27 protein-coding genes and 1 pseudogene are annotated in these 24,627 nt (G+C 62.1%); 14 read left to right on the top strand and 14 right to left on the bottom strand.

From position 1 onward, the window contains the following. Positions 1–28 precede the first annotated feature (28 nt). Positions 29–910, bottom strand: a complete 882-nt coding sequence (locus ACW17Z_RS16305; RefSeq protein ID WP_492056770.1) for an SDR family oxidoreductase — start codon at positions 908–910, stop codon at positions 29–31. Positions 911–1,017: 107 nt separating this feature from the next. Between ACW17Z_RS16305 and ACW17Z_RS16300 the strand changes: the two genes are divergently transcribed. Together ACW17Z_RS16300 and ACW17Z_RS16295 are read left to right on the top strand one after the other, a co-directional pair. Then, entirely contained in the window at positions 1,018–1,419 is a 402-nt protein-coding gene (locus ACW17Z_RS16300; RefSeq protein WP_492056769.1) for a winged helix-turn-helix transcriptional regulator, read from the top strand. Between the two features lie 56 nt (positions 1,420–1,475). Further along, the gene (locus ACW17Z_RS16295; protein ID WP_156111248.1) at positions 1,476–1,724 is read left to right on the top strand and encodes a hypothetical protein; all 249 of its coding nucleotides are present in this window, start codon (positions 1,476–1,478) and stop codon (positions 1,722–1,724) included. On the opposite strand, the gene ACW17Z_RS16290 is transcribed toward ACW17Z_RS16295, so the two are convergent. The 9 genes and pseudogenes from ACW17Z_RS16290 to ACW17Z_RS16250 form a co-directional block, all read right to left on the bottom strand. Further along, a complete protein-coding gene (locus ACW17Z_RS16290) occupies positions 1,721–2,095 on the bottom strand; it encodes a hypothetical protein (protein ID WP_492056768.1) in 375 nt (124 codons plus the stop codon). The two genes, ACW17Z_RS16295 and ACW17Z_RS16290, sit on opposite strands and share 4 nt — an antisense overlap. Before the next feature lie 9 nt (positions 2,096–2,104). Then, positions 2,105–2,764: a methionine ABC transporter permease gene (locus tag ACW17Z_RS16285; RefSeq protein ID WP_492056767.1), complete on the bottom strand. Its 660-nt coding sequence runs from the start codon at positions 2,762–2,764 to the stop codon at positions 2,105–2,107. After that, entirely contained in the window at positions 2,761–3,771 is a 1,011-nt protein-coding gene (locus ACW17Z_RS16280; RefSeq protein WP_492056766.1) for a methionine ABC transporter ATP-binding protein, read from the bottom strand. The genes ACW17Z_RS16285 and ACW17Z_RS16280 overlap by 4 nt, the downstream gene beginning before the upstream one ends. A 73-nt stretch (positions 3,772–3,844) precedes the next feature. Continuing rightward, positions 3,845–5,125: a Xaa-Pro dipeptidase gene (locus tag ACW17Z_RS16275; RefSeq protein WP_492056765.1), complete on the bottom strand. Its 1,281-nt coding sequence runs from the start codon at positions 5,123–5,125 to the stop codon at positions 3,845–3,847. A gap of 66 nt (positions 5,126–5,191) precedes the next feature. Continuing rightward, a complete protein-coding gene (locus ACW17Z_RS16270; protein ID WP_419320596.1) occupies positions 5,192–5,566 on the bottom strand; it encodes a c-type cytochrome in 375 nt (124 codons plus the stop codon). Between the two features lie 118 nt (positions 5,567–5,684). Next, on the bottom strand, positions 5,685–6,893 hold the full coding sequence (locus tag ACW17Z_RS16265; protein WP_492056764.1) for a tyrosine-type recombinase/integrase: 1,209 nt from the start codon (positions 6,891–6,893) through the stop codon (positions 5,685–5,687). A 71-nt stretch (positions 6,894–6,964) separates the two neighbouring features. Then, positions 6,965–7,060, bottom strand: a pseudogene (locus tag ACW17Z_RS16260) (hypothetical protein); the annotation flags it as partial. Positions 7,061–7,133: 73 nt separating this feature from the next. After that, entirely contained in the window at positions 7,134–7,340 is a 207-nt protein-coding gene (locus ACW17Z_RS16255; protein WP_492056763.1) for a helix-turn-helix transcriptional regulator, read from the bottom strand. 230 nt (positions 7,341–7,570) lie between these two features. Continuing rightward, positions 7,571–8,113 carry a hypothetical protein gene (locus ACW17Z_RS16250; RefSeq protein ID WP_492056762.1) on the bottom strand — a complete coding sequence of 181 codons (543 nt, stop codon included), beginning with the start codon at positions 8,111–8,113 and terminating at the stop codon, positions 7,571–7,573. A gap of 97 nt (positions 8,114–8,210) precedes the next feature. Between ACW17Z_RS16250 and ACW17Z_RS16245 the strand changes: the two genes are divergently transcribed. From ACW17Z_RS16245 to ACW17Z_RS16235, 3 genes are all read left to right on the top strand, one after another. Beyond that, on the top strand, positions 8,211–8,453 hold the full coding sequence (locus tag ACW17Z_RS16245; protein WP_492056761.1) for a helix-turn-helix domain-containing protein: 243 nt from the start codon (positions 8,211–8,213) through the stop codon (positions 8,451–8,453). Positions 8,454–8,724: 271 nt separating this feature from the next. Then, the gene (locus ACW17Z_RS16240) at positions 8,725–9,867 is read left to right on the top strand and encodes a Fic family protein (protein ID WP_492056760.1); all 1,143 of its coding nucleotides are present in this window, start codon (positions 8,725–8,727) and stop codon (positions 9,865–9,867) included. Between the two features lie 212 nt (positions 9,868–10,079). After that, positions 10,080–10,346 carry a type II toxin-antitoxin system Phd/YefM family antitoxin gene (locus ACW17Z_RS16235; protein WP_492056759.1) on the top strand — a complete coding sequence of 89 codons (267 nt, stop codon included), beginning with the start codon at positions 10,080–10,082 and terminating at the stop codon, positions 10,344–10,346. A gap of 642 nt (positions 10,347–10,988) precedes the next feature. Here ACW17Z_RS16235 and ACW17Z_RS16230 read toward each other — a convergent pair. Then, positions 10,989–11,237: a DUF7662 domain-containing protein gene (locus tag ACW17Z_RS16230; protein ID WP_492056758.1), complete on the bottom strand. Its 249-nt coding sequence runs from the start codon at positions 11,235–11,237 to the stop codon at positions 10,989–10,991. 140 nt (positions 11,238–11,377) lie between these two features. Here ACW17Z_RS16230 and ACW17Z_RS16225 point away from each other — a divergent pair, with 140 nt between their 5' ends. Then, positions 11,378–11,821, top strand: a complete 444-nt coding sequence (locus tag ACW17Z_RS16225; protein WP_492058547.1) for a helix-turn-helix domain-containing protein — start codon at positions 11,378–11,380, stop codon at positions 11,819–11,821. A 19-nt stretch (positions 11,822–11,840) separates the two neighbouring features. Here ACW17Z_RS16225 and ACW17Z_RS16220 read toward each other — a convergent pair whose 3' ends face one another. Together ACW17Z_RS16220 and ACW17Z_RS16215 are read right to left on the bottom strand one after the other, a co-directional pair. Next, the gene (locus ACW17Z_RS16220; RefSeq protein ID WP_492056757.1) at positions 11,841–12,164 is read right to left on the bottom strand and encodes a conjugal transfer protein TraD; all 324 of its coding nucleotides are present in this window, start codon (positions 12,162–12,164) and stop codon (positions 11,841–11,843) included. Further along, positions 12,133–12,399 (bottom strand): conjugal transfer protein TraD, encoded by a 267-nt coding sequence (locus ACW17Z_RS16215; RefSeq protein ID WP_492056756.1) that lies wholly within the window; start codon positions 12,397–12,399, stop codon positions 12,133–12,135. Before ACW17Z_RS16215 ends, ACW17Z_RS16220 begins: the two co-directional genes overlap by 32 nt. 171 nt (positions 12,400–12,570) lie before the next feature. On the opposite strand from ACW17Z_RS16215, the gene traA reads away from it, so the two are divergent. The 7 genes from traA (at position 12,571) to ACW17Z_RS16180 (ending at position 21,284) form a co-directional block, all read left to right on the top strand. Continuing rightward, positions 12,571–15,438, top strand: coding sequence for a Ti-type conjugative transfer relaxase TraA (gene traA, locus ACW17Z_RS16210; protein ID WP_492056755.1), 2,868 nt, complete (start codon positions 12,571–12,573; stop codon positions 15,436–15,438). Positions 15,439–15,447: 9 nt separating this feature from the next. Then, positions 15,448–16,221: a DUF6118 family protein gene (locus tag ACW17Z_RS16205; RefSeq protein ID WP_492056754.1), complete on the top strand. Its 774-nt coding sequence runs from the start codon at positions 15,448–15,450 to the stop codon at positions 16,219–16,221. 529 nt (positions 16,222–16,750) lie between these two features. After that, positions 16,751–17,323: a dTDP-4-dehydrorhamnose 3,5-epimerase gene (gene rfbC, locus ACW17Z_RS16200; RefSeq protein WP_492056753.1), complete on the top strand. Its 573-nt coding sequence runs from the start codon at positions 16,751–16,753 to the stop codon at positions 17,321–17,323. A gap of 11 nt (positions 17,324–17,334) precedes the next feature. Continuing rightward, complete coding sequence (gene rfbB, locus ACW17Z_RS16195; RefSeq protein ID WP_492056752.1) at positions 17,335–18,396, top strand: dTDP-glucose 4,6-dehydratase; 1,062 nt, start codon at positions 17,335–17,337, stop codon at positions 18,394–18,396. Next, entirely contained in the window at positions 18,389–19,291 is a 903-nt protein-coding gene (rfbD, locus tag ACW17Z_RS16190) for a dTDP-4-dehydrorhamnose reductase (RefSeq protein ID WP_492056751.1), read from the top strand. Before rfbB ends, rfbD begins: the two co-directional genes overlap by 8 nt. Next, positions 19,288–20,163 (top strand): glucose-1-phosphate thymidylyltransferase RfbA, encoded by an 876-nt coding sequence (gene rfbA, locus ACW17Z_RS16185; protein ID WP_492056750.1) that lies wholly within the window; start codon positions 19,288–19,290, stop codon positions 20,161–20,163. Before rfbD ends, rfbA begins: the two co-directional genes overlap by 4 nt. Next, on the top strand, positions 20,160–21,284 hold the full coding sequence (locus ACW17Z_RS16180; protein ID WP_492056749.1) for a DUF1972 domain-containing protein: 1,125 nt from the start codon (positions 20,160–20,162) through the stop codon (positions 21,282–21,284). Before rfbA ends, ACW17Z_RS16180 begins: the two co-directional genes overlap by 4 nt. Here ACW17Z_RS16180 and ACW17Z_RS16175 read toward each other — a convergent pair. Further along, entirely contained in the window at positions 21,248–22,675 is a 1,428-nt protein-coding gene (locus tag ACW17Z_RS16175) for a glycosyltransferase family protein (RefSeq protein WP_492056748.1), read from the bottom strand. The genes ACW17Z_RS16180 and ACW17Z_RS16175 overlap by 37 nt on opposite strands. Before the next feature lie 640 nt (positions 22,676–23,315). Here ACW17Z_RS16175 and ACW17Z_RS16170 point away from each other — a divergent pair. Further along, positions 23,316–24,587 carry an O-antigen polymerase gene (locus ACW17Z_RS16170; protein WP_492056747.1) on the top strand — a complete coding sequence of 424 codons (1,272 nt, stop codon included), beginning with the start codon at positions 23,316–23,318 and terminating at the stop codon, positions 24,585–24,587. The last annotated feature ends 40 nt before the right edge of the window (positions 24,588–24,627 follow it).

Below are 24,627 nucleotides of genomic sequence, written 5' to 3'. Positions count from 1 at the left end.
TTGCCCCTCCCCCACCCTGGCGCTCTCGTCAGCCCAGCGCTGCCTTGTTGGCCAGCAGGAAGTCGCGCACCGTCCCAGGCTTGCGCCCGGTCAGCGCCTCGACGGTCGGCGTGAGCACCGCATGATAGCCCTGAGCGGCGGCGACATCGAAGTCGATCAGCATGTCGGCCACAAAGTCGGGCAGACCCGCGCCGGTCAGACCACCGCGCAGTTGTTCGGCGGTAAGGCCGATATGGGCGACGGGACGCCCCGAGACCTCGGACAGGAGCGCGGCAAGCTGGTCCTGAGTGATGGCTTCAGGCCCGGTCACGTCCAGGATCTGGCGCCCCTTCGCGTGCAGCAGGGCTGCGGCGTCGGTGCGGGCGCAGTCTTCGCGGGGGACGTAGGACCGACCAAGACCGCCTGTGGCGGTGAACAGCTGTCCGCTGGCCACGGCCTGCGCCGCGCCCATCAGGATCACCTCGGCATAGAGGTTGTGGCGTAGCAGGGTCCAGTCCAGACCCGAGGCGATGATCGCCTGCTCGGTCCAGAAATGGTCGTCCATGACGCCGCCGCCCGCCTTGGGGGTCGGAGCCGGGGCCGAGGTGTAGACGATGTGCTTGACGCCGGCCGCCACGGCGGCGGCCACGGCGGCGCGGTGCTGGCCGATGCGCTGGCCCGGCTGACCCAGGGCGTCGGTGCTGATCAGCAACAGGCGGTCGACGCCGGCGAAGGCCGAGGCCAGCGAGGCGGGATCACCAAAGTCGGCCCGGCGCGCCTCGGCGCCCCGCTCGACCAGATCGGCCAGCTTGGACGGATCGCGCGACGTCGCCACCACATCGGCGCCGGCTTGCAGCAGCAGTTCGACCACGCGACGGCCCAGTTGGCCGCCGGCGCCGGTCACGAGAAGCTTGGAGGAAGAAAAGCTCATCTTGAAAATCCTGGTCTCGAAATGAGACCTGCACTACATATGAAAGCGCCTTGGCCCCGTGAAGGAGGCAGTTTCGCGGGACCAGGTATGCAAAAGGGAACCGCCTGATGAGCGCTCAACAGCTGATCGAACGCCTGAAGCAGTGGCAAGGCCAGGCCGTCCCGGCCGGCGCCTGCCCGGTTCGCGACGTCATCGACCACCTGGGCGACAAGTGGAGCACCCTTCTGATCATCGTCCTGGCGGACGGTCCGCAACGCTTCAACGCGATCAAGCGCGCCGTGCCCGATATCAGCCAGCGGATGCTGACCCAGACCCTGCGCGATCTGCAGCGCGACGGCCTGATCACCCGCCAGGTGTTTCCAACCCTGCCGCCCAGCGTCGAGTACCGTTTGTCGGGCATGGGCGAGAGCCTGCTGGAGCCACTGGCGGCCCTGATCGGCTGGGCCGAGGCGCATCATCCGGCGATCCGCGAGGCGCGGGCGGCCTATGACGGCCCAGTCGTCGCTTAGGGGTCGTCGCCTAAGCGAGCTTGACCCCCGCCCCGAACAGGCCGCCTGAGTGGCGGATGGCCAAGGAAACCGTCTACATCGTGCAAGCCTATATCGCCGGGCGCGGCAAAGGCTTGAAAGCCGAGCAGCAGATCGGCTGCAAGGACGCCGCCGAGGCGCGCCGCAAGGCTGAGCGCCTTGCCCCGCTGCGCGAGGGCGTGGTGGCCTTCGCCGCCTCGGCCGATGTCGAGCTGGGCGACTATGACGAGAACCCCGACATCCTGTTCAAGGCCGGCCGGCTACCGTTTCCGTTCGACCAGGCCTAGTCTTCGTCGTTGGCCGGCCCGTCATCGGCTGACTCGTCGGGTGATCCGTGGATCGCCCAGTTGACGACGAAGTCGGGCGTATCGCCCTCGAGACTCGTCACACCCGGTTCGGCGGCCAGGATATTGGATGTCTGCGGCGGCAGGGCATAGGTGTCGCCGTCGTGTTCGCCCAGCAGGTCGAGCAAGATGCCATCACGGTCGTCGGCCTCGATGACCACGCCGAAGAACTGCTGGCGCTCGGTGACCTCGCCCTCGTCGTCGAGAAAGGTCAGGCCGACTAGCAGGGTCTTGCCAATCAGGGCCTTGGCGAAGGCCTCGTCCCAATGCTCTGGGGGCGGCTCGGACAGGATGGGGATGTCGTTATCGGTCATGGCGGTCTTCTAGCGATGTGAAACCCGGCGCACCACCGTGTCGCCGACCATCTGCAGCGCCTGCACCAGGATCAGCAGCAGCACCACGGTGACGACCATCACGTCGGTCTGGAAACGCTGATAGCCAAAGCGGATGGCCAGGTCGCCCAAGCCCCCTGCCCCGACCACGCCGGCCATGGCGGTATAGGACACCAGGGCGATGGCCGTGACCGTCGCGGCGGCGATGATCCCCGGCATGGCCTCGGGCAGCAGAGCCCCCAGTACCACCTGCCGACGCCGGGCGCCCATCGCGAAGCTGGCCTCGATCACGCCCTTGTCGACTTCGCGCAGGGCCGTCTCGACCAGTCGCGCGAAGAAGGGTGCGGCGCCGGCCACCAGCGGCGGGATCGCGCCCTGCACGCCCAGCGACGTGCCGACCAGGGCCACGGTCAGCGGGATCATCACGATCAGAAGGATCACGAACGGCACCGAGCGCAGGACATTGACCAGCAGCGACAGCAGACCATTGGCCGCGCGGTTCTCCAGCATCTGGCCCTTGCCGGTCAGGAACAGGATCACGCCCAGCGGCAGACCCAGGATGACGGTCAGGACCATCGATCCCCCCAGCATGGTCAGGGTGTCGAGGGTCGCCTGGCCGATCTCGGACCAGTCTATGTTCGAGACGCTCATCGGGCAGTCTCCCCGGAAAGTTCATCCACGCGCACGCCCTCGGCCTGGAACCGGGCGATAGCCGCACCGACGTCGCCGCCGGTCAGGGCCAGGGTCAGCTGGCCATAGGGGGTCTCGCGCAGGCGATGGATGCGGCCGCCGAGGATGGAATAGTCGACGCCCGTGGCGCGGGCCACCTCGCCCAGCACCGGCTTGTAGGTCGCTTCGCCCTTGAAGGTCAGCCGCACCACACGACCCGTCAGAGCCGCGTCGGCGGCGGGCTCGCCGTCCGCCTCGCGCACGAAGCGGCGGGCCGTGGCGCTGGCCGGATGCAGGAAAACGTCCTCGACCGGCCCGGTCTCGACCACGCGCCCGGCCTCCAGCACCGCCACCCGGTCGCAGACGCGGCGCACCACATCCATCTCGTGGGTGATCAGCACGATGGTCAGGCCCAGTTCGCGATTGAGGTTGGAGACCAGATCGAGGATCTGCTCGGTGGTCTCGGGATCCAGGGCGCTGGTCGCCTCGTCGCACAGCAGGATCTTTGGGCCGGTCGCCAGGGCCCTGGCGATGCCCACGCGCTGTTTCTGGCCACCCGAAAGCTGGGCCGGATACTTGTCGGCGTGATCAGACAGCCCTACCCGCGCCAGCAACTCGGCGGTGCGCGCCTTGACCTCGGCGGCCGGTCGCCCGGCCAGCTTCAGTGGGAAGGCGACATTGGCGGCCACGGTCTTGGACGACAGCAGGTTGAAATGCTGGAAGATCATCCCCACCCGGCGACGCAGAGCGCGCAAGCCCTCGACGCCCAGGGCGGCGACATCGTCGCCATCCACCACGACGCGGCCCCCGGTCGGCTTTTCCAAGCCGTTGATCAGCCGGATCAAGGTGGACTTGCCTGCGCCCGAGGCCCCGATCACGCCGAACACCTCGCCGGCCTTCACCGACAGCGAAACATCGCTCAGGGCGGCGTGCCCGCCTTTTGCATAGGTCTTGGAAGCGGCCTCGAAGGCGATCACGGCGTCTGGCATCCCGGGCTGGCGGCTCCATGGCGGAGCGTTGGCCCGTAACTAGCGATCCCGACGCCGTTTTCCCAGAAGTGTCTCAGGGCTGGCGCACCACTGCCCCGCCCTTCATCACGAAGACCGGCTTTTCCAGCGTGGTCACGTCGGTCAGCGGATCGCCATTGACGGCGATGATGTCGCCGTAGCGACCCACGGCCACCTGGCCCACGTCCTTCTCCTGGCCCAGGGCCTGGGCGGCGTTGACCGTGGCCGACTGGATGGCCTGCAGGGGGGTGGCGCCATAGCGAACCATCACGGCGAACTGCTTGGCGTTCTGGCCGTGCGGATAGATGCCCGCGTCGGTGCCCAGAACCATTTTCACGCCCGCCTTGATCGCCTTGCGGAAGTTCTCGCGCTGCACGTCGCCGATCTCGCGGTCCTTGCGCAGGTTGTCCTCCAGCACGCCGTTCTTCTTGCCTTCGGCCTGGGTGTAGTCGGTGTTGTAGATGTCCATCGAGAACCAGGCGCCCTTCTGGACGGCCAGCTTGATGCCCTCGTCATCGACCAGGCTGACGTGTTCGATGGTGTCGACGCCCGCTCGGATGGCGTCCTTGATGCCCGCCGCGCCGTGAGCGTGAGCGGCGACCTTCAGGCCCCACATGTGGGCCTCTTCGACGATGGCGGTCATCTCGGCCAGGGACAGTTGCTGCTGACCCGGCTCGGTGTTGCGCGAGAAGACCCCGCCGGTGGCGCAGATCTTGATCACCTGGGCGCCGTACTTGCGCACCTCGCGCACCTTCTTGCGCCCCTCATCGGGACCGTCGGCGACATAGGGGCCCTTCTGGGCCATCGAGGCCGGGAAGTAGGTCGAGTCGCAATGGCCGCCCGTCGCGCCGATCGCATAGCCAGCGGTGACAATGCGAGGGCCAGGCACATAGCCGCCGTCGATCGCCTCGCGCAGGCCCACGTCGTTGAAGCGATCGGCGCCCAGATTGCGGATGGTGGTGAAGCCGGCTTCGACGGTGGCCTTGGCGTTGGCGGTCTGGACCACGCTCCAGAAAGCGTCGCTGTATTGCAGGCTATTGTAGCCCCCAACCTCCGCCAGGCTGTCAATGTGGACGTGCATGTCGATCAAGCCCGGCAGCAAGGTTGCGCCCGGCAGATCGATCAGCTTGGCGCCGGCCGGAACAGCCAGCTCGCCCTTCTTGCCGACCGCCGTGATGCGACCGTCAGTGACGATCACCATCGGATTTTCGACATACTTGCCCGACGCCACGTCCAGCAGCCGCGCCGCGCTGACCGCCTCGATCTGCGCCGCCTGGGCTGAAGCGCCGGCGCAGAGCGCGCCCATGATCGCCAGAGCCTTGATCCCAACCCGCATGTTCCGTCCCCGTCCATGATTCAGGACGGCGACGCTAGCATGGGATCGCCCCGCGTCGAGGGCCGATCAGCGGGTCTTCGGCGGCATCTGGATGCTTTCCAGATAAGCGATCAGATCCTTGACCTGATCGGCTTCCAAAGCGATCTGCGGCATCTGCGGGTGGCCCGTCGAGATCCCTTCAGCGAAGGCTTCCTGCAGGTTGGCGACCGGATAGCGCTGGCTGAGAGTGCGAAACGGCGGAGCCGGCGAAAGGCTGCTCTCCCCCGAGAGGCCGACGGCATGGCAGGCCGCGCATCGCGTCTCGACCAGTGACCGTCCCCGCGTCACCGGATCAGCCGCCACGGCCGGGGGCGCGGCAGCCGCCGCGGGCGTAGGCCCGGGCGAACCGGACGTCGCGCAGCCCGCGACAAGTAGAAAACTCACGATCAACAGGCGGCGCACGGCGGTCTCCGGGACAGGATGCGTCAGCCACTATTCGGAATGACGACAGGCAGGCTTTGATCCTGCTCAAGGCGAGGTTAGCACGCCCGCTTTCGTCCTGGACCGCCATTCGCGTCCGTTATTCACCGACTGCTGCGCCCTGCGCTCTCGACGGGGAAACCCCAGTCGCGCAAGGCCGTTCCGCTACCCAGGGATATGGCGGAATGGTAGACGCGCCGGACTTAAAATTATGCCGGCGGCCAGTTAGAGATATGTTTTTATAGACTTTTTTTTGGACCGACTCCTCACTGGGGAACACTTTGTGCCCAAGGGCGGCGAGCATGTCGTCGCGATTGGGATGGGCGTAGCGCTGGGTCGAGATAATCGAAGCGTGCCCCAAAATCATCTGAGCAGCCTTCAGACCGCCCCGTCGCGTGATCTCGGTGGCGGCGTGATGGCGCAGATCATGGGCGGGCCTGGCGTTTGCAATGCCTGCCCTGCGGAGCGCCTTGCGCGAAGCCCAGGCAAAGCCGCCATGAGTGACCGGGCACAAGCGACCAGACTTCAACTCCCGCAGCCACGGCGTAGCGATGCCGGCGGCGCGGGCCCGCTCGATCCTCGTGGCCAGGTCCTTCACGTCCTGCGGCAGCAGCGGCAGCACATGATCGTCACCCGCCTTGCGAGCGCGCAAAAGAACCTCCCCCGCCTCCAGGTTCACCGCATCGCAGTGGAAAAACGCCTCCCGCAGCCGCACGCCGTACCGCACGAAAAAATCAAACACCGGCCAATACCAGGCGGGCAGATGGCCCCGCCATGCCGCAAGCTCCTGCGCGGTGAAGGTTCGTGTTCGCCCCCGGGGCTCGGGAAGTCGGAGTTCCCGCCAGATGATGGGCCGAACGGGGATCTCCAGGTTGTTTGACGCAAAACGCAGCAGGGGACGAAGCGTCTGGTCGACCAGATCCCGATTGATGGTTGCATTGGCCAACGGGCGACCGCGCCGGGACTTTTCCATCCGGCGAGCCTGAATGGCGGTCTGGATGATCCTGGGCCCGATCTCGTTGACCGGCGTCTCGCGGCCGATCAGGCGCACCATCGTCGCCAGGCGCATGGCGATGTCATCGGCCGATTTCTTGTGGGCGCCGCGGGCGCTGAAAAACAGGTCGGAGACGGCGCCTAAGCTCCAGTCTTCTTGCGCGCCAGGTGCTGCTCCCAGCTCAGCTTTCCGTCGCTGTTCCTCTTCGACAAGCTTCGCGTCGCGTTTGAGCTTGCAGTGGGTCGATCGGCGATGGCGCCGGCCCTTGACGTAAAAGGTGTAGTACCAGACGTCGCCGCGTTTGATGAGTGACACTCACGCCTCCCGAAGTTCTCGAAATCATCGGAACGGATGCGCCATTGCGCGCCGACCTTGCACGCGGGCAGATGGCCGGCGGCAATGAGATTTCGAGCGGTTTTGTCGCTGATCTGCAGAGCTTCGCATACCTCGGCAAAGGTCAGGAATCTCACGCCGACAGACATCGCTAAGCATGCCTAAAATGACAAGGGATGTCCACGCCGCAACGGCGACTGCATCGTGACATGATCCGCTCCATTACGAGCCATCCCGTGCAGTATAGAATCCCGCAGGATCAGCGATCCACCGGTCTATCATAGACTCTCGCCACCCGGCGCCGTGGACACTGATCTGGACCTGGCGGGGAAATGTGCCGTCCTGGATCTTTCGGTAGAGGGTTGATCGGCTCAGGCCCGTGCGGTGCAGAACCGTTCGGATGCGCAGAATTCGGTCAGGCTCGGCCATCGGATCAGGCTCCACGGGAAGGGTCTGGAACGTCCTAGGCCAAAGGATCGGATCGCTTGACCGGGCCCGCAAGGGTGCGCGGGGCAGAAGCGTACTGACGGCGGCAAAGACAGGCTGCCGGCGGCTCAGGCGTAGGTCGAGACGGCGCCTAAGCGAACTGCGGCGCTGTCAGAGCTGGCTGCTCTGGATGCGGATCAGCGCGCAAGGCACGGGGTGGCAGGAGTCGTCGATCAATCGCTGGATCGCTGAACCGGCTTAAGACCGGCATAGGCAGCGCCACAGCCCGGACAGCGAGAACGGGACAGAAAAGCCCAGGCCTTACGAACGAAGGGCCAGGCGTCGCCACGCTCGAATTCCATGATGCGATAGGCGACCGCGAGCTGAGCTGACACGTCCTGAATGGTGCGAGGGGTGAGCTTGCTCAGCGGCTTCAAGGCCTCCTCGCGCACGTCCCCCAGGCGCCGACATTCAGCGTCCACGGCGTCCATCTCTGGCCCCATGGGCAAGGCTCGGATCTGAGCCTGGGTGAGCTTGAAGTAGTCGAACTGGCGGACCGCCAAGGTCTCCAGGTCGGACCAGCGCCGGGCTAGACGGTCAATCTCCAGATCCAGAGCGATCCAATCGGCGCACTGCGCGGGGACGTCGGCGGCGGCGACCGCCGGTAGTCCTCGCGCAGGCCCCGCCAACGGCAGCGCAGCGCTTGCGCCGATCACGGCGCGACGTGAGATGGCAGGCAGGCGCGTGCTGTCGCCCGCCTTTCGGCGCTGGCCCATAGCGTTAGTCCTGATTCAGAGGTTATCATTTTCGTACAATGAATCATCACTTTGGTCAACACTAAATGCTTCTATTTCATCATAAAATGATGACCCCATGCTGACCGCAGAACAGATCAAGGCTGCGCGGGCGCTCGTTGATTGGAGTCAGCCGAAACTGGCGGAAGCCTCGGGGCTATCCATGCCGACGATCCGCCGTATGGAAGGCCCGTTAGGTCCGGGGCGTAGTACGGCGGTCAATGTTGATGCTGTTCAGCGCGCGCTAGAGGGCGCCGGGGTTGTTTTTCTGGAAGCCGGCGAGGTCAGACAGGGCGGGCCCGGGGTCCGATTAAAGTCATAGGCTGCGGATAGTGTTGGGCTCTGCTAGGCTTCCACCAGGTGATGGCCACCGCTCTGGAGACCCGCCGTTTGAAGCCGGGAGCGTTACGCCGACCATGGCGGCTCCATGCCCGCATAGTCCAAATTGGACGCTTGCCGGCGCGACGTGTGCGGGGGCAACCGTAGCGGAGACCTGCAGAAGCAGGGACGATCTCTCGCATGATCGATAATCGCGGCATTTATCGATCATGATTTTGCTATAAGTTGATCGATAAATTTGCTATTTATCGATCATGATGTGGAACTGGCAGCAGGACGCCTGGCCCGAATTCACTTGGGATCAGCGCAGCCTTACGCGCGCCGAGAGGCTCTTCATAGAGAGCGCGGGCGTGCTCGTCGGCACGTCCAAACACCTCGACGCCGCCGAACGAAACGCCCTTACTGTCGAGCTGATGAGCCACGAGGCCGTGGATACCTCGGCGATCGAGGGCGAGCCTCTCGACCGCGATAGCGTGCAATCCTCTATCCGCCGACACCTCGGCCTTGCGGGCGATCACCGACGCGCCTCGCCCGCCGAGGCCGGCATCGCTGAAATGATGGTCGACCTCTACGAACAGGCCTCCGCCCCGCTCACCGAGGCCGGCCTGTTCCAATGGCACCGGCTCATCGCCAACGGGCGGACAGACCTACACGACATCGGCCGTTACCGGACCCATACCGACCCCATGCAGATCGTCTCAGGGGCGCTGCATGCGCCCAAGGTTCACTTCGAGGCTCCGCCCTCGTCGCAACTGGCCTTTGAGATGCAGCGCTTCTGGGATTGGCTGCAACGCACCGCGCCAAACGGGAAAGCCCCCCTGCCCGCCGTCACTCGCGCAGGCATCGCTCATCTCTGGTTTGAGAGCATCCACCCTTTCGAGGATGGCAATGGCCGCCTGGGTCGCGCCGTCAGCGAGAAGATCCTTGCCCAAGGGCTTTCGACTCCCGCCATCACCGGCATGGCGGGTACGCTTCTACAGCATCGCAAGACCTACTATGCCGAGCTTGAGCGCGCGCACTGCGAACTGGAAATCACCAACTGGTTGCTCTGGTTCGCCGCCAAAACCCTTGAGGCGCAGCGACGCACGTTGCGACAGGTCGACTTTATTCTGGAGAAATCACGCCTGCTTGGTCGCCTTGGCGACCAGCTTAATGCTCGCCAGGAGAAGGCCGTTTTGCGAATGTTCGCTGCGGGCGTCGAAGGCTTCCTCGGCGGCTTGAGCGCCGCCAACTACATGAAGATCACCGCCGCCCCTACCGCCACGGCGACACGCGACCTGGCCGCCCTGGTCGCCATGGGCGCGCTCACGCGCACCGGCAGCAACAAGGCGACGCGCTATCATCTCGCCATCGCAATAGAGCCAGCAGCGTCGCTGGAAATCTCCGACATTCTGTAAAATCGCGGCCCCTAGAGCTACGATGGGAACCTCGCCACTGTTAGGCGATTGAAGGCCGGCTTCTCGATGGGCGTTGCGGCGCCTGCTGGACCTTCGGCCCCAGCCTGCACACCGCAGGCTGCATCGCCTGCTCCATACGCCCGGGCGCCAGCCATCGCTGCGCCTTGCAAAGAACCCGGGCGTTAGGTTCTTACGGATCAAAGGAGCTGGATATGCTTGAAGCGCCATCCACTGAGATCGCCAAGCGGTTTTCGCAATATCGCCGGGCTGCCCAGCGCGAACCGGTCGGTGTGACCCATTATGGCCGGGTCACCGAGGTGCTTATTTCCAAGCAGGACTACGACGAATATGTCCGCCTCAAGAGCCTAGCGTCTCGCGCCCTGCGGGTCGAAGATCTGTCGGACGAGGCCATGACCGCGTTCGAAGGGGTCGAGATGGATGCTCGCCAAAACCCCCTCAATGCTTTGATGGGCGACTAGTCCGGGATGGTGATCCCAGAGCGAGCGGGGCCGTGGCGATCGACGGCGTGCCTGATCGCCAACAGGAGGTCGGGCGCGCGTTAGACCTCGCCATGATCGCCGCGTCCAGCCGGGGATCATACCCGCAGGATCGGCCCGGGCTGCGGCCCGGAGAGGCGACGGTGATGTCAAAGCTTGAGCGCGACAGGGGCGACCGAGGCTGCGCTGCCGCCACATCGCCGCCAAGCTGGAGGTGGCGCTGCAGGTGATGGTCCATCAGTGGGGCGACGGATGCGACCTCTTCTAGGCGATGATGGACGCGCTGCGCACCGCGCGCTGTTCGCGCCGAGGGTCAACCGTGCGCCAGCGCTGACCGCCCCGCCCTCCCCGGCGTCCGCCTTGCCCATACCGATCGGCGGGAGCCAGGACCGGAACGGTCGGTGCTCGCCCTGGAGCGCTTGGCGAGCCTCTGCCGGGCGGGCTGGTGCGGGTCAAGGGCGGCTTCGCCGTCGCTGCGCGAGACGCCCGAAGGGCGTCCCCTTGACGCGCGCCAGCCCGCCTGGCCCTCGTTCCACCAAGCGATCCAGGGCGTCTTGTCTCCGAGCGAAGGGCGGCGGTTTCCAGCTCGGTGTTCGGCTGGACAGGCCAAGCCTGTTGGTCGCCTCAGCGGGTTCGCCTGAACCGCACGCAGGCCTTGCCGGCGATGAGAAAGGCGTCATAGCCGGCGTCACGCCAGGCCTTGCGTTGCACCTGGCTGGTGTAGGGATCGGTGGTGTTGGCCCACCACTGCTGGCGAGCCGCGCTCTTGGGGAGCATGGCGCCGAGGATGCCTTCGATCTCGGCGAAGGTCAGCTCGAATTCGTCATCGCGCTGGCGACGCAGATGACCCGAGAGGGGATCGTACTTGGACATGCCTCAGCACAGCCGATTGATGCGAATGCGTCAAATCCTGAGGGACTAGCGTATCTGCCCCCCTTGAAACGCCGTAGCGCGAGGCCGTCTTGCGCCGCCAAGACCCTTTCCGGTTGGCGGCGCGCCGACTAACCGACGCCATGGAGACCTTCGTGACCGATACCGCTGAAGCCCGCACACCTAACGTCGTTGACCTCCACGTCGGAGGCCGCGTGCGGCTGCGCCGCAAGATGCTGGGCCTCAGCCAGGAACGTCTGGCCGACGCGCTGAAGCTGACCTTCCAGCAGGTCCAGAAGTACGAGCGCGGCGCCAATCGGGTCAGCGCATCAAAGCTGTACGAGATCGCCAGGACGCTTCAGGTCCCGCTGTCGTACTTCTTCGACGGCCTGGCCGATCCCGCTACGGCGGAGAGCGATGATGTCGGCGAGGCCGCCCATCGGGTCGTCACGGCCTTTCTGAGCACGCCCGAGGGTCTGGAGCTGGCGGCGGTGTTCCCCAAGATTGGCAAGGGTCGTGTCCGCCGCCAGATCCTCGACCTGGTGCGCGCCATGGCAGGTGACGAGGATGAGCAGAAGGCGTCATAAGGCCCGGCAAGCCTGACGGTCAGTCGAGGGTGTCATCGGTCTCGAACGCCCGCTTTCCGCTTCGCCGCCACAGCGCCAGGGTATGGTCGCGATCCTCGCCCTGCAGGCTCATCGCCAGAGTGAGGAACGCGCCATAGAGCGCGGCGCGATCGTCACTGGTCAGGTCGACGAGCCCGGCCTTCTGCACCAGGCCGCCCAGTTCGATCAGGTGGTGGGTTCGCTCCCGTCGCTGCATCACCCAGGCCCGCGTGTCTGTCCGAGCGCGGTATGCTTCCAGCCGGCAGCGCGCCGCCGTTGTTCGGCGGATCGCGTCATGGGTTGTCGCCAGCGCCTGGCGCAGCATCGCCCTTCCCGCCGCGAAAGAACCCCGCGCCGCGCTTGCGCCACTCCGCCTTGCGGGCCGCATCCTTGCTCTCGACCAGACCGAGCAATCCGCCGGCCAGGGTCTCGACATCCAGTGCGTCGGCTCCAGTGGCGATCACCAGCTCGCCGAGCTGCTTGATCTTCCGATCCTTCAGCATTCGGGCCTTGTCATTGAGCGCTGTCAGTTCGGCGTCGAAGTCTCTGGGCTTGCGCATCGCAGTCTCCATGATGGCGGGATGCGATCAGGATAAAACAATGGCGGCCGGAAGGCTGTAAGGTCGCCGGAACACACTGGGACGGCCCGGTCCCTCCCGAGATTTTAATCTTGGAGGGCGCGCTTATACGTCGTGCCGACGTGCGCTTAAAGCAGTAAGTGGTCTGTCGCCATGGCGATCTACCACTTCTCCGTCAAAGTCATCAGCCGCGCCACCGGGGCCAGCGCCGTGGCCTCGGCCGCCTATCGCTCGGCCTCGCGGCTGCACGACGAGCGGCTGGATCGCGACCACGACTTCACCAGCAAGAGTGGCGTCGTTCATTCGGAGGTGATGCTGCCGGACGGCGCGCCCGAACACCTGACCGACCGCACCACGCTGTGGAACGCCGTCGAAGCCGGCGAGAAGCGCAAGGACGCCCAACTCTCCCGCGAGGTCGAGTTCGCCATCCCGCGCGAGATGGACCAGGCGCAGGGCATCGAATTGGCCCGCGACTTCGTCCAGCGCGAGATGGTCGATAGCGGCATGGTCGCCGATCTCAATGTGCATTGGGATATCGGCGCCGACGGCCTGGCCAAACCCCATGCCCACGTCATGCTTTCGATGCGCGAAGTGGGCGAAGACGGGTTCGGCGCCAAAGTCCGCGACTGGAACCGCACCGAACTGGTCGAGCATTGGCGCGAGGCTTGGGCGGACCACGTCAATGAGCGGTTGGCGCAACTCGACATCGACGCGCGGATCGATCACCGCAGCCTGGACGCCCAGGGCATCGATCTTGAGCCGCAGCACAAGATCGGCCCTGCCGCCGGGCGTCGGGCGGGCGAAGGCCTTGAGGCCGATCGGCTCGACGAACACCACGAGATCGCGCGGGCCAATGGCGAGCGGATCATCGCCGATCCGCGCATTGCCCTGGACGCCATCACCAAGTCGCAGGCGACCTTCACCCGCCGCGATCTGGCGTTGTTTATTCACCGCCATTCGGATGGGAAGGCGCAGTTCGATCGCGCCATGAGCGCGGTGCAGACCTCGCCCGAGCTGGTGGCTTTGGGCCAGGACGGGCGCGGTCAGGACCGGTTCACCAGCCGCGAGATGATCGCGGTCGAGGACCGTCTGCATCGCGCCAGCGAGTTGATGGCCGAGCGTCGGGCGCATCGGGTCAGTGACCTCGATCAGCGCCGCGCCCTGGCGCATGCCGAGCAGCGCGGACTGGTCCTGTCCGGTGAGCAGCGGGCGGCGTTTGAGCATGTCACCCAAGCCCGCGATCTAGGCGTGGTTGTCGGCTACGCGGGCACGGGAAAGTCGGCGCTGCTGGGCGTGGCGCGGGAGGCCTGGGAGGACGCCGGCTATCGCGTCCAGGGCCTGGCCCTGTCGGGCATCGCGGCTGAGACCCTGGAGGGCGGATCGGGCATCGCGTCGCGCACCATAGCCAGCCTGGAGCATCAGTGGAGCCACGGCCGCGAGCTGCTGGACGCGCGCGACGTGTTGGTCATCGACGAAGCCGGGATGATCGGCTCGCGGCAGATGGAGCGATTGCTGTCGGCGGCCGACAAGGCCGGGGCCAAGGTGGTGTTGGTCGGCGATCCCGAACAGCTCCAGGCCATCGAAGCCGGGGCGGCCTTCCGATCGATCGCCGAGCGTCACAGCCACGTCGAGATCACCCAGGTTCGCCGGCAGCATGAGGACTGGCAGCGCGACGCCACGCGGCAGCTGGCTACCGGGCGCACGGGCGAGGCTCTGGCGGCTTACGAGGCGCGCGGCATGGTTCATGCCGCCGAGACGCGCGACCAGGCGCGCGAAGCTCTGGTCGAGCGCTGGGATCGGGAACGGGTGGCCGAGCCGGGCAGGAGCCGGATCATCCTCACCCACACCAATGACGAAGTTCGCGATCTCAATCTGACGGCGCGCGATCGGCTGCGTCAGGCCGGCGCCTTGGGCGAGGACGTGACGGTCAGGGCCGAGCGCGGCGAGCGGCAGTTCGCGGTTGGCGATCGGTTGATGTTCCTGAAGAACGATCGTGGGCTGGGCGGCGCCGGGGGCGTGAAGAACGGCATGCTGGGCGAGATCGAGCAGGTCTCGCCGACCCAGATGACCGTGCGTCTGGACGCAGGGCGATCGGTGGCGTTTGACCTGAAGGACTACGCCCAGGTCGATCACGGCTATGCCGCCACCATCCACAAGAGCCAGGGCGTCACGGTTGATCGGACCCACGTGCTGGCGACACCGGGTATGGACCGCCACGGCGCCTATGTCGCCCTGTCGCGGCACCGCGACAGCGTGCAGCTGCACTATGGCCGGGGCGAGTTCGAGGATCTGGGCAAGCTGACGCGCGTGCTGTCGCGCGAGCGGGCCAAGGACATGGCCAGCGACTTCGCCGAGCGGCGCGACATTCATGTGCCGGCGTCGACGCGGGCTCCGGCGCCGCCGCAGCGCGAGCGGGGAATATTCGCCGGGTTCAAGCCGGCCGGCGCGGCGCTTCAGCCGACGGCGGCGCGCGAGGCCGACCAGACCGCCCAGCGCGGCATCCTTGAGCGCCATGCGCGCGCCTCAGCCGATGTGATCCGCATGCAGGATCGCGGCCTGCCGGTGCCGGCCCATCAGCGACGAGCGCTGGAGCAGGCGCGCGAGGCGATGGGGACGATCGGCCCGCACGCGGCCGAGGATCTGGAGCGGGCCTATGTCCGCGATCCGGCCCTGGCCGGCGAGACGGCTTCAGGTCGGACCCAACGGGCGATCCGGGTGCTTCAGTTGGAGGCCGAGGTCCGCGCCGATCCGCGTCTGCGGGCCGACCGCTTCGTCGAGCGCTGGCAGGGCCTGGAGCGGCAGCGCGCGGACCTGCACCGCGCGGGTGACATGACCGGCGCCCGTCAACTGAAGGACCGCATGGGCGCGATGGCGGAGAGCCTGCAGCGCGATCCGCAGGTGGAGTCGCTGCTGCGTCCGCGCGCGCCCGAACTTGGGCTTTCGGCCGAGATGGGCCGCAGCATCGGCCAGAGCCTGTCAGCCTATCTCGGCTTGGGTCGTGGCCGGGGGCCCAGCTTGTAGGAGGATGCAATGGGTCACGACATAGGATCAGAAGCGCCGGCCGATACGGCGGCGATGGCGTTCGACGCGCTGCGGCGGGAGGTGGCGTTGTTGAACGTCGCCTTGAGCGGGTTTGCCGCCGAGCGGGCCTCGGCGCCGGACTACAGCGAAGCCCTCGGCGATATCGCCGAGGGCGTCAGGGTTGCGCTCGGCAGGATCGGGCAGCTGGCGGCCAGTCCGGTCCTGGCCCTGACCCTGACCCCGGCTGAGATGGCGCGGCAGATCATGGCGGCCGGCGAGGCTGCGCGTCGCGAGGATCACACGGCGCTGCAGCAGGCGCAGGAGCGATTTCAGCGGGCGGCTGGTGATCTTCGCGGTCGGGTTGAGACGGCACGTTTGGCCAGCGCGCAGAATTGGCGGCTTTTCCAAGCGGCCTTGGCCGGCTTAGTCGGCGGCGCGGTCCTCGCCTTCAGTGTGCCGACCATCGTCGTCCAGGCGGCGCCGGAGCCTTGGGCTTGGCCGGAGAAGCAGGCGGCAGGTCTACTTAAGCGTGACATGGCCTCGGCGGGCGCGCGGTTGCTAGCGGTCGCCGATCCTGAAGGATGGCGGACGATGCAGGCAGCGCAGGCCCTTGTCGATGACAACCGCACGACTATTACCCGCTGCGCCCAGGCCGCGATAAAGCTCGGAAGGCCGACCCGCTGCGTGATCGTGCTCAAACCGGCGGGGCCGTCCGGACTAGGCCCTGTCGAAGCGGCGGCTGCAAGACGCGACCAGCCCACGCACTCGGCGCGCAAGCGGTAGGTGCCTGAGTTCCTAGCACCCCTCTACCAATACCTTGGCCCAAATGGGCTGGAAGACCCGCCAAGTTGTTGACGCAGCCTCATCGCAAGGGCTCGCCAAAAGCCGTTGGCAGGGCTCTGACGCCTTAGGTGACGATCCAGTCCTCGGAGGCAACGCGTCCAGCCAAGGCTGCGACTTGGCCCAAGATCTCAGGTTCGGCGATCAGGTGACCGCCCGGCAGTATAAAGGCGACGCTCAAGGCGTTACCCGGCTGACTCAATGGCGGAGTGATCATGCGGCGGATCGGGACGCGTGGACCCGTCCAATTCCTTGACAGGCCCCAACTTTTTGAAAGCACCAGTCTCTGCCCCAGGTTTTCGACAAGCTGGGGAATTTGGCGCTCGGCTTAGCGTCGCCTAGCAATAGCTATGCACCTTTGGCTTATGTGCTCTCAGGTATGCGCGGAAACCTTGACCGACGGTTGAGCGTGCTGCAATGCAGCGCCGAGTGCGACTTTCATTTGGGCGTCGTGCAGGTGGGGGCCTGATTCATGTCAGTTGGTGTACTGCGCATAAAAACGCGTCGTTTTTCGGATGATCGTGGTTGGTTTTCCGAGACATACTCGGCCCCGAAGTTATTGGAACTTGGGATCGAAACGCCTTTCGTCCAGGACAATCAATCCTTCTCAATACCGGTCGGCACTATTCGTGGAATTCATTTCCAACGACCACCCTACGCTCAAGCGAAATTGGTTCGATGCGTGCGTGGCAAAATTCTGGATTTCGCGGTCGATCTGCGACGCGGATCACCAACTTTCGGCAAACACGTTGCGGCGGAATTGACAGCGGAGAATGGCGACCAGCTCTATGTCCCGGTAGGTTTTGGTCATGCCTTTGTAACACTCGAGGCTAATACTGAAGTCGCTTACAAGGTCTCGGAAATCTACGCCCCCCAGTCTGACGGCGGTATTATCTGGAACGACCCCACAATCGCCATCGAATGGCCCCTGCCCGTGACTGGCGCAGTGCTTTCCGATAAAGACAAAAAACTTCCAAGTCTGGCCGAATTCGATAGCCCCTTTGAATATGACGGCCAGCCGCTCGAGCCTCTGCCCGAGCTTTGACGGAGACACCAATGCGCATTTTGGTCACCGGCGGCGCCGGCTTTATCGGATCGGCGCTTGTTCGCCGCCTGGTTGAACACACCGATCACGTTGTGATGGTGTTTGATAAACTAACCTATGCTGGCGTTCTTAGCTCGCTTGATCCCGTGGCGTCGAGCGACCGCTATCGTTTTGTCCAGGCCGACATCTGCGACGCGGAGGCGGTGGGAAGGGCTATGCAAGACTTTCGCCCGCAAGTAGTTGCTCACTTGGCGGCAGAGAGCCACGTTGACCGCTCAATCGACGGGCCTGGAGCATTCATCCAGACTAATCTGGTTGGCACCTTCGTTATGCTAGACCAAGCTTTGGCCTACTGGCGCGACTTACCCGAGCCGGAGAAGAAAGCATTCCGGTTTCATCACATCTCTACAGATGAGGTTTACGGTTCCCTGGGCGATGAGGGTCTCTTCACCGAAACGACGCCCTATGATCCGCGCTCGCCCTATTCGGCGTCAAAAGCCGGTTCAGATCACCTAGTGCGCGCTTGGGGTCATACCTACGGACTGCCAGTGCTGGTGACCAACTGCTCGAACAACTATGGCCCATATCATTTCCCCGAAAAGCTCATTCCCCTGATCATCATTCGCGCTTTGAATGGTGAACCGCTACCGGTCTATGGGGATGGCGCAAATGTTCGCGATTGGCTGTTTGTGGATGATCACGCGCGCGCTCTTCAAGCCGTTTTTGAAACTGGTGCGCCCGGCGAAACTTACAATGTCGGAGGCAACGCAGAGCGCCAGAATATCGACGTTGTGAAAGCTATTTGCTCGATCCTTGATCGCCTCCGACCGCGGGCAGACGGCAGCCCCCATAGCGACCTGATTACCTTTGTAACCGATCGACCTGGTCACGATCAGCGTTATGCTATTGATGCTTCAAAGATCCGGGCGGACCTAGGCTGGTCCCCGTCAGTCACTTTCGAGGAGGGGATTGAGCGGACTGTGACGTGGTATCTGGAAAACCAGAAATGGTGGCAGGATATCTTGGACGCTCGATACGCTACCCAGCGCCTCGGCGTTGCTGCCAATGGCTGAGCCGATCCAAATTTTGGTTACGGGCGGCGCGGGTCAAGTTGGTTTGGAACTCGCGCGTGCGCAGTGGCCGGCTGGCGTCAAGCTGCACATGCCATCGCGAGCGGATCTCGACCTGGGCGACATCGCTTCGGTTAAGGCAGCGTTTGCTCAGATACCTTTTGCAGCGGTCATAAATTCGGGCGCCTACACTGCAGTGGATCGGGCCGAAACGGAAGTTTCAGCGGCGTTCGCTGCGAACGCCATGGGGCCGGCGGTACTTGCCGAAGTTACACGCCAGGCGGGGATCCCGCTAATCCAAGTCTCAACGGACTACGTGTTCGACGGCTCGGCTCATCGGCCCTATGTCGAAGATGACCCCGTTGCCCCCTTGGGTGTCTACGGCGCTTCAAAGCTAGCTGGCGAACTCGCAGTCACCACCGGCAATTCGCGGTCAGTCGTGCTCCGAACAGCATGGGTGCTGAGCGTTCACCGCGCCAATTTTCTCAAAACGATGTTGCGCCTTGCGGCAGACCGACCTCAGTTGCGGGTGGTCGGAGACCAGTATGGATGCCCCACCGCCGCACGCGATATCGCTGAGGCCCTGAAGACCATCACGCTTAGGATGATTGCTGACCCTGCCGCCCCCACGGGCATCTACCATTTCGTCAACGCGGGCGAGACAACCTGGGCCGGGCTAGCAGAAGAGATATTCGCGCTCAACGCTCGGAACGGCGCGCCGGCGACCGAAGTCGAAGCGATCGCCACATCAGACTATCCGACCCCCGCACGAAGGCCCGCAAACTCGCGCCTGTCGACCGCCAAGCTCACACACGATTACCAGGTCAGTCCTCGCGCGTGGCGGGAAGCTGTCGAAGAAATCATCTCAGAACTACACGCCGAAAGGGTCTCCGCATGAAGGGTATCATCCTAGCTGGAGGGTCAGGCACGCGCCTGCATCCCATGACACTTGTCACCTCCAAGCAACTGATGCCGGTCTACGACAAGCCGATGATCTATTATCCGCTGTCGACCCTAATGTTGGCGGGCATTCGGGAGGTGCTGATTATCTCGACGCCGCGCGACACACCAAGTTTTCGCGAACTGCTCGGTGATGGTTCGCAGTGGGGCATGGAGATCGAATACGCCGTTCAGCCCAGCCCTGATGGGCTAGCACAAGCCTACATCATCGGAGCTGACTTTGTTGGGGCCAATCCCTCGGCTCTCATCCTCGGAGACAACATTTTCTACGGCCACGGCATAACAGACCTCTTTACCAGCGCGATGAGCCGACCGGACGGTGCGACGGTGTTCGCCTATCACGTGAATGACCCAGAGCGTTATGGCGTGGTTGCGTTTGATGAGCGCATGCGAGCGCAATCGATCGAGGAAAAGCCGAAATCCCCCCAGTCTAACTGGGCCGTCACTGGTCTTTATTTCTACGACTCTGATGTCGTGGATATTGCGAAGAACCTGCAGCCATCTCCGCGCGGCGAGCTTGAAATAACTGATGTGAACCGCGTCTACTTGGAACGTGACAAGCTTTCCGTGGAAATCATGGGGCGGGGCTATACTTGGCTCGATACTGGTACACCCGATAGCCTACTCGAAGCAGCTGAGTTCGTCGGCGTGCTTGAACGGCGCCAGGGCTTCAAGATCGCCTGTCCCGAAGAAGTCGCCTTCCAAAAAGGGTTCATTGACGCTGGGCAGCTTGAGCAGTTAGCCGATAAGCTGGGTAAAAGCGGCTATGGGCAGTATCTGCGGAACAACGTGCTCAATCGCAAACTATGAGAGATGCAGTGGACGCGGTGCCCGCGCTTTACATACTAGGGACGCGGGGGGTCCCGGCGAGCCACGGTGGGTTTGAAACCTTCGCCGAGCGATTTGCTCTTCATATGCGTGATTGCGGATGGCGTGTGACGGTCTATTGCCAGGTCGATCATGGGCCGGACGGGCCGGTGGCGGACGAGTGGCAAGGCATACGCCGCGTAACGTTTGCATCGGGCTCAGGCGCGGTCGGAACGATGAAATTCGACTGGCGTTGCGTTCGGCACGCGATGAGCGAGCAAGGCGTTATGCTAGTGCTTGGTTACAACACCGCGATTTTTAGCGCTCTATTGCGGCTCACCGGCCACGCCGTGTTGACCAATATGGATGGGATTGAATGGAAGCGCGCCAAGTGGCCTTGGCACGGACGGATCTGGCTCTATGTCAATGAATGGGTCGGCGCGCTGACATCCACGAAACTGATTGCCGACCACCCGGAGATCGCCAAACACCTGGGGCGCCGCCGGGCCAAACGCGATATAGTAATGATCCCCTATGGGGCCGACCCCGTGGTTACCGCATCTACTGAGCCACTGACCGCGTTGGGCTTGAGGCCGAACAAGTATTTCCTGTCGATTGGACGTATTGAGCCAGAAAATAATATCCTTCCCATGATCCGGGCATATATGCGGAGTCAACGCGACCTAGATTTCGTTTGCCTAGGGAAGCTCTCACCAGACACAAACGCCTACCACGCAGAAGTCATCGCGGCTGGCGGCGATCGGGTCATTTTTCCCGGTGCCATCTATGAGAGCGATACGGTCAAAGCCTTGCGTTTTCATGCAGCTGCTTATTGTCACGGTCATAGCGTGGGCGGCACCAATCCTTCACTGGTCGAGTCCCTCGGCGCGGGGTCGGCCGTTATCGCTCATGACAACCTCTATAATCGGTGGGTGGCAGGGCACGCTCAGTTCTATTTCGATAATCAAGATAAGTGCGCCGAAGCGTTTGACTCCATCGAGGCCGGGGGCACGGTTCTGAGCCACGCGCGTGAATGTGCTCTGGCCAGATTCGAGCAAGCATTCCGCTGGAAACCTGTGCTGGAGTCCTACGAAGCTGTTTGTTTCGAGTCCATCAAGGACTGATCCAAAATGGTATCAAGAGAAGACTCCCAAAATAAATCTCCCCTCATGTGAGCACGTCGAGATATTTCAGCCTGAGTCAGGCTATAATTTGACGTAACACGTTTAAAGAAATTTTCGATTTTCTCATCACTTGAACAATAATAGTGGACGAATTCGGAGAAATCTTTCTCAATCTCATTAAAGCTTGTAGACATCAATGCAGGTCGGCCCGAAGCGATGTACTGAAAGAATTTAATTGGCGATTCGTCATGCATCTTCTCGGGCCGATAAGGTACAAGTCCAACTTTGAAGCGCCTGGTCAAATCCGGAGCTTCATGAGCTGAGAACTTCCCGGAATAGTAGACATTCTTGATCCGCTTCAGTCGCTCAAGGATGCTTTTGTCATAGGCTAGGCCGCTAATTAGCGTGCGATAGCCCATTCTTCCAATTCGCTCCAGCAAATCCAGATCGATTTTGTCGGTGATAAATCCCAAGAATCCAAAGTCAAACTCCGGAACGTCAGTGGCGATCTGCAACGGCCAGTCTGATTTCAAAAGCCGGTTCGGCACCGAAATTCCTTTTGAGAAATTCGATACGGATCTCTGCGTCACACCGGTCACTCTATCTGCGTGCAACTCTACAAAATCATACTTTTTCCGCACCATCTCTATTTGTTGCGGGGTAAATCTGTTGTGTAGTGCGAAATTGTCTATCAAATCATACCAGTAGAAACCACTTTTTATGAATTCTATTGGCGGGATGTAGAAAGGATTAAAGTCTAATATTACATTTTTCTTGGCAGGTATTCGCCCGGGCGGGATAAAATCTTTCTCATGGAGCCGAAATGACGATGCAGTCCACCCTCGCCCCTGGCGTATAGGGCCTAGAATGGCCGGGTCCATTTTTCGATGATGGACAATTTTCTTGCTCAGCCCTGCTAGAGGGGCTCGGCTACCAAATATTTCCGGCCCGGCGTCAGGGCGCTCGAACCAGTCGACCTTTGACACTCGGCTAGAAGAATCAAACGCCTTCAGAAACATTAGATCTCTCACCGTAAAACCGAAGGCTCGGGCGAAAGACAGTTTGCGGTAGGAAAAAATTGTAAGGTCTAGCGACATGCGGATATTGTCTTCTCCAGGCAAAATAATTTCAACTAATATACTGCAATTGTAATAATAAATGATGCTTCGGATGGCAATTTTCCGCAAGGGATAATAGCGATCCGGCTCCCACTGCATCTCAGAGAGAGTAAAAATGCGGTGCTCGTTAGCTGAAGCTTCACCCGCACCAGACCCGACGTGGTTCCGGCGAGGGTCGCCATATAGAATCCCGGGGCGGAAAGGTGAACTACGTCCGCAAGTACGCCGTATGGGCCTGCGCAGCTGCACAGAGCGCGTGAAAGACGTCTGCAACGGGCAGACCCGTCGCCCTCGCTTGCGGTTGCCTTTGATCCAGCCATACGGTGAAGACTTTGCCGGCGTGTAAGCTGGCGCGCTCTATTAGATGGCGCTCGACTTTTGGGCGCGGCACGTACCCAAACCAAGTGGGATCATGCTTCACGAATCGCGCGGCCAACCATTTCGTTTTAAGCGCACACGAAAAGCAACGTCGCAGCAGAAATGTACGGCGAGCTCTTTCGGCAGAAATCACGCCCCCCTCCCCCTAACCGCTGACCGCTGACCGCTGACCGCTGACCGCTGACCGTGTCACCGCTGCCCCTGGGCACCAAGCGCGGAGCGGGTGACAATCAGTCAGATAGCGGCTAAGGGATACAGGCGTTAGACCTAATTGGAGATGCGTACGCCATTGATTCACACTTGCCGCCTCAGCGCTACATTCAAACGATCGGCGAGCATGTTAATCTATGAGCGAAACGATACCTTACGCCCTGTCGAGCTTTTCAAGGGCGAGCGCAAGGCAACGCCTCGCCAATAGTGCAGCCAGTTGATTGCAACGAGATCGACAGGTGGCGTCGTTTTTCAATCGCCCGTCTGACCGCGATCAACGAGTTCTGAATTGACAGTGCGCGAAATTCCGCAGGACGATAACTAAATGATGTATCTATTTCTGACGCTATACTTTCTATTATTTGTCTACGCCACAGTTTCATTCAGCGCTCGAGGCGGCATTGACGCGATATTTGCCCCCTGGCCCGGGTTCACATTATTTTTTTCGACATATTTTTTGATTGGGACGCTTGCGCTATCGCGTCCTGTATCGAGCTCTCAGTGGGCAATTTACTCACTTGCGCTCTTGGGTTTCTCAGCTGGGGCTTTCATCGCCAAGGGCGTTTCTCGCAGTCAGGCCCACCGGACGGTTTCTAGGGCTGAAAAAATAGAGTATTTCCGAACCACGCTCAACAAGCCACTGCTAGCATCCATGTTTGCGGTCTCAGCCCTAAGCACTGTAGTGCTTTGGGTAACGGCCGGAATTCCCCTGCTATCGCCCAATGTGAACGCTGCTCGGGTTGCGTACTTAGACAATGGGTACCTAGCTACGGTAGCTTCTTTGCTGGACGTAACTGCCCTCTTCTCCATTTCGTATATTTTCTCGTCACGAGGAAAAAGGCGCGATGTGTTTTTCTATTTTTGCGCTTTTGTCTTTGTAGCGTTTATTGCGGTTGCTATATTAGCTGGATCGAGAACTCGAATTCTTAAAGTTCTCATACCGAGCATATTTGTATACAACTATTTTAGATCCCAGATTCGAGTGACACATGTTTTAGCCCTGGGTGCATTAGCGCTTATTTTCATCGGCGCGATTGGCTATTATAGAAACATTACATTGTACGGAAATAGTATTTCTCAAGGTATTGGCGGAACATCGGCGAGCTGGAATCAAGCTCAATACATAATGTTCTTTGTGACTAAAGAGCTAAGCACCGCTGCCTATGGCTTGGATCTTGTTTTGCAAAAAATCCCGTCGGCTTCTGATCATACTTGGGGCATGCTGCACGTTGGCCCTCTACTTTCACCATTGCCGCTTGATGCCCCAACGAACCCGGGCGAATATTTTAAGCAGGTAGTGGGGGGGCGCTGGTACGGATTTGGTCTCGCTGCAACTTTTGTGGCACCGATGTACGCGGACTTTTCATTTCCGGGCGTGTTTGCTTTGAGCGCCATTTATGCACTCTTCCTTACAAGGATATATGTCAGCGCAAGATCTGATAATATTTCCTCAGGATATTGGGCATGCATATATTCGTTCTTGTTCTTTTTTATGGTTAGTGGCGCGCGCAGCGATATGGCAAGCTTCGAAGTGCTCTGGTTCTTCATTGCATGCCTTTCATTCAAGCTTTTCAAGTCCGACCGGAGATATTATTAGGATCATTTCAGATACCTGTCTTCTTGGTTTGGAATCCGAA

The organism is Caulobacter sp. GSs2 (assembly GCF_058680895.1).
The sequence above is the reverse complement of the archived record's forward strand: the minus strand, read 5'-3'. Positions and strand labels throughout refer to the sequence as shown.

Bases quoted from the DNA above. Each gene is read 5' to 3' on its own strand.
- ACW17Z_RS16280 (WP_492056766.1), bottom strand. From the start codon at position 3,771: ATGCCAGACGCCGTGATCGCCTTCGAGGCCGCTTCCAAGACCTATGCA.
- ACW17Z_RS16290 (WP_492056768.1), bottom strand. From the start codon at position 2,095: ATGACCGATAACGACATCCCCATCCTGTCCGAGCCGCCCCCAGAGCAT.
- ACW17Z_RS16305 (WP_492056770.1), bottom strand. From the start codon at position 910: ATGAGCTTTTCTTCCTCCAAGCTTCTCGTGACCGGCGCCGGCGGCCAA.
- ACW17Z_RS16240 (WP_492056760.1), top strand. From the start codon at position 8,725: ATGATGTGGAACTGGCAGCAGGACGCCTGGCCCGAATTCACTTGGGAT.
- rfbB (WP_492056752.1), top strand. From the start codon at position 17,335: ATGCGCATTTTGGTCACCGGCGGCGCCGGCTTTATCGGATCGGCGCTT.
- ACW17Z_RS16215 (WP_492056756.1), bottom strand. From the start codon at position 12,399: ATGCGCAAGCCCAGAGACTTCGACGCCGAACTGACAGCGCTCAATGAC.
- ACW17Z_RS16220 (WP_492056757.1), bottom strand. From the start codon at position 12,164: ATGCTGCGCCAGGCGCTGGCGACAACCCATGACGCGATCCGCCGAACA.
- ACW17Z_RS16255 (WP_492056763.1), bottom strand. From the start codon at position 7,340: ATGGCCGAGCCTGACCGAATTCTGCGCATCCGAACGGTTCTGCACCGC.
- rfbC (WP_492056753.1), top strand. From the start codon at position 16,751: ATGTCAGTTGGTGTACTGCGCATAAAAACGCGTCGTTTTTCGGATGAT.
- ACW17Z_RS16250 (WP_492056762.1), bottom strand. From the start codon at position 8,113: ATGGGCCAGCGCCGAAAGGCGGGCGACAGCACGCGCCTGCCTGCCATC.
- rfbD (WP_492056751.1), top strand. From the start codon at position 18,389: ATGGCTGAGCCGATCCAAATTTTGGTTACGGGCGGCGCGGGTCAAGTT.
- ACW17Z_RS16295 (WP_156111248.1), top strand. From the start codon at position 1,476: ATGGCCAAGGAAACCGTCTACATCGTGCAAGCCTATATCGCCGGGCGC.
- ACW17Z_RS16245 (WP_492056761.1), top strand. From the start codon at position 8,211: ATGCTGACCGCAGAACAGATCAAGGCTGCGCGGGCGCTCGTTGATTGG.
- ACW17Z_RS16180 (WP_492056749.1), top strand. From the start codon at position 20,160: ATGAGAGATGCAGTGGACGCGGTGCCCGCGCTTTACATACTAGGGACG.
- ACW17Z_RS16285 (WP_492056767.1), bottom strand. From the start codon at position 2,764: ATGAGCGTCTCGAACATAGACTGGTCCGAGATCGGCCAGGCGACCCTC.
- rfbA (WP_492056750.1), top strand. From the start codon at position 19,288: ATGAAGGGTATCATCCTAGCTGGAGGGTCAGGCACGCGCCTGCATCCC.
- ACW17Z_RS16205 (WP_492056754.1), top strand. From the start codon at position 15,448: ATGGGTCACGACATAGGATCAGAAGCGCCGGCCGATACGGCGGCGATG.
- ACW17Z_RS16230 (WP_492056758.1), bottom strand. From the start codon at position 11,237: ATGTCCAAGTACGATCCCCTCTCGGGTCATCTGCGTCGCCAGCGCGAT.
- ACW17Z_RS16275 (WP_492056765.1), bottom strand. From the start codon at position 5,125: ATGCGGGTTGGGATCAAGGCTCTGGCGATCATGGGCGCGCTCTGCGCC.
- traA (WP_492056755.1), top strand. From the start codon at position 12,571: ATGGCGATCTACCACTTCTCCGTCAAAGTCATCAGCCGCGCCACCGGG.
- ACW17Z_RS16170 (WP_492056747.1), top strand. From the start codon at position 23,316: ATGATGTATCTATTTCTGACGCTATACTTTCTATTATTTGTCTACGCC.
- ACW17Z_RS16235 (WP_492056759.1), top strand. From the start codon at position 10,080: ATGCTTGAAGCGCCATCCACTGAGATCGCCAAGCGGTTTTCGCAATAT.
- ACW17Z_RS16225 (WP_492058547.1), top strand. From the start codon at position 11,378: ATGGAGACCTTCGTGACCGATACCGCTGAAGCCCGCACACCTAACGTC.
- ACW17Z_RS16300 (WP_492056769.1), top strand. From the start codon at position 1,018: ATGAGCGCTCAACAGCTGATCGAACGCCTGAAGCAGTGGCAAGGCCAG.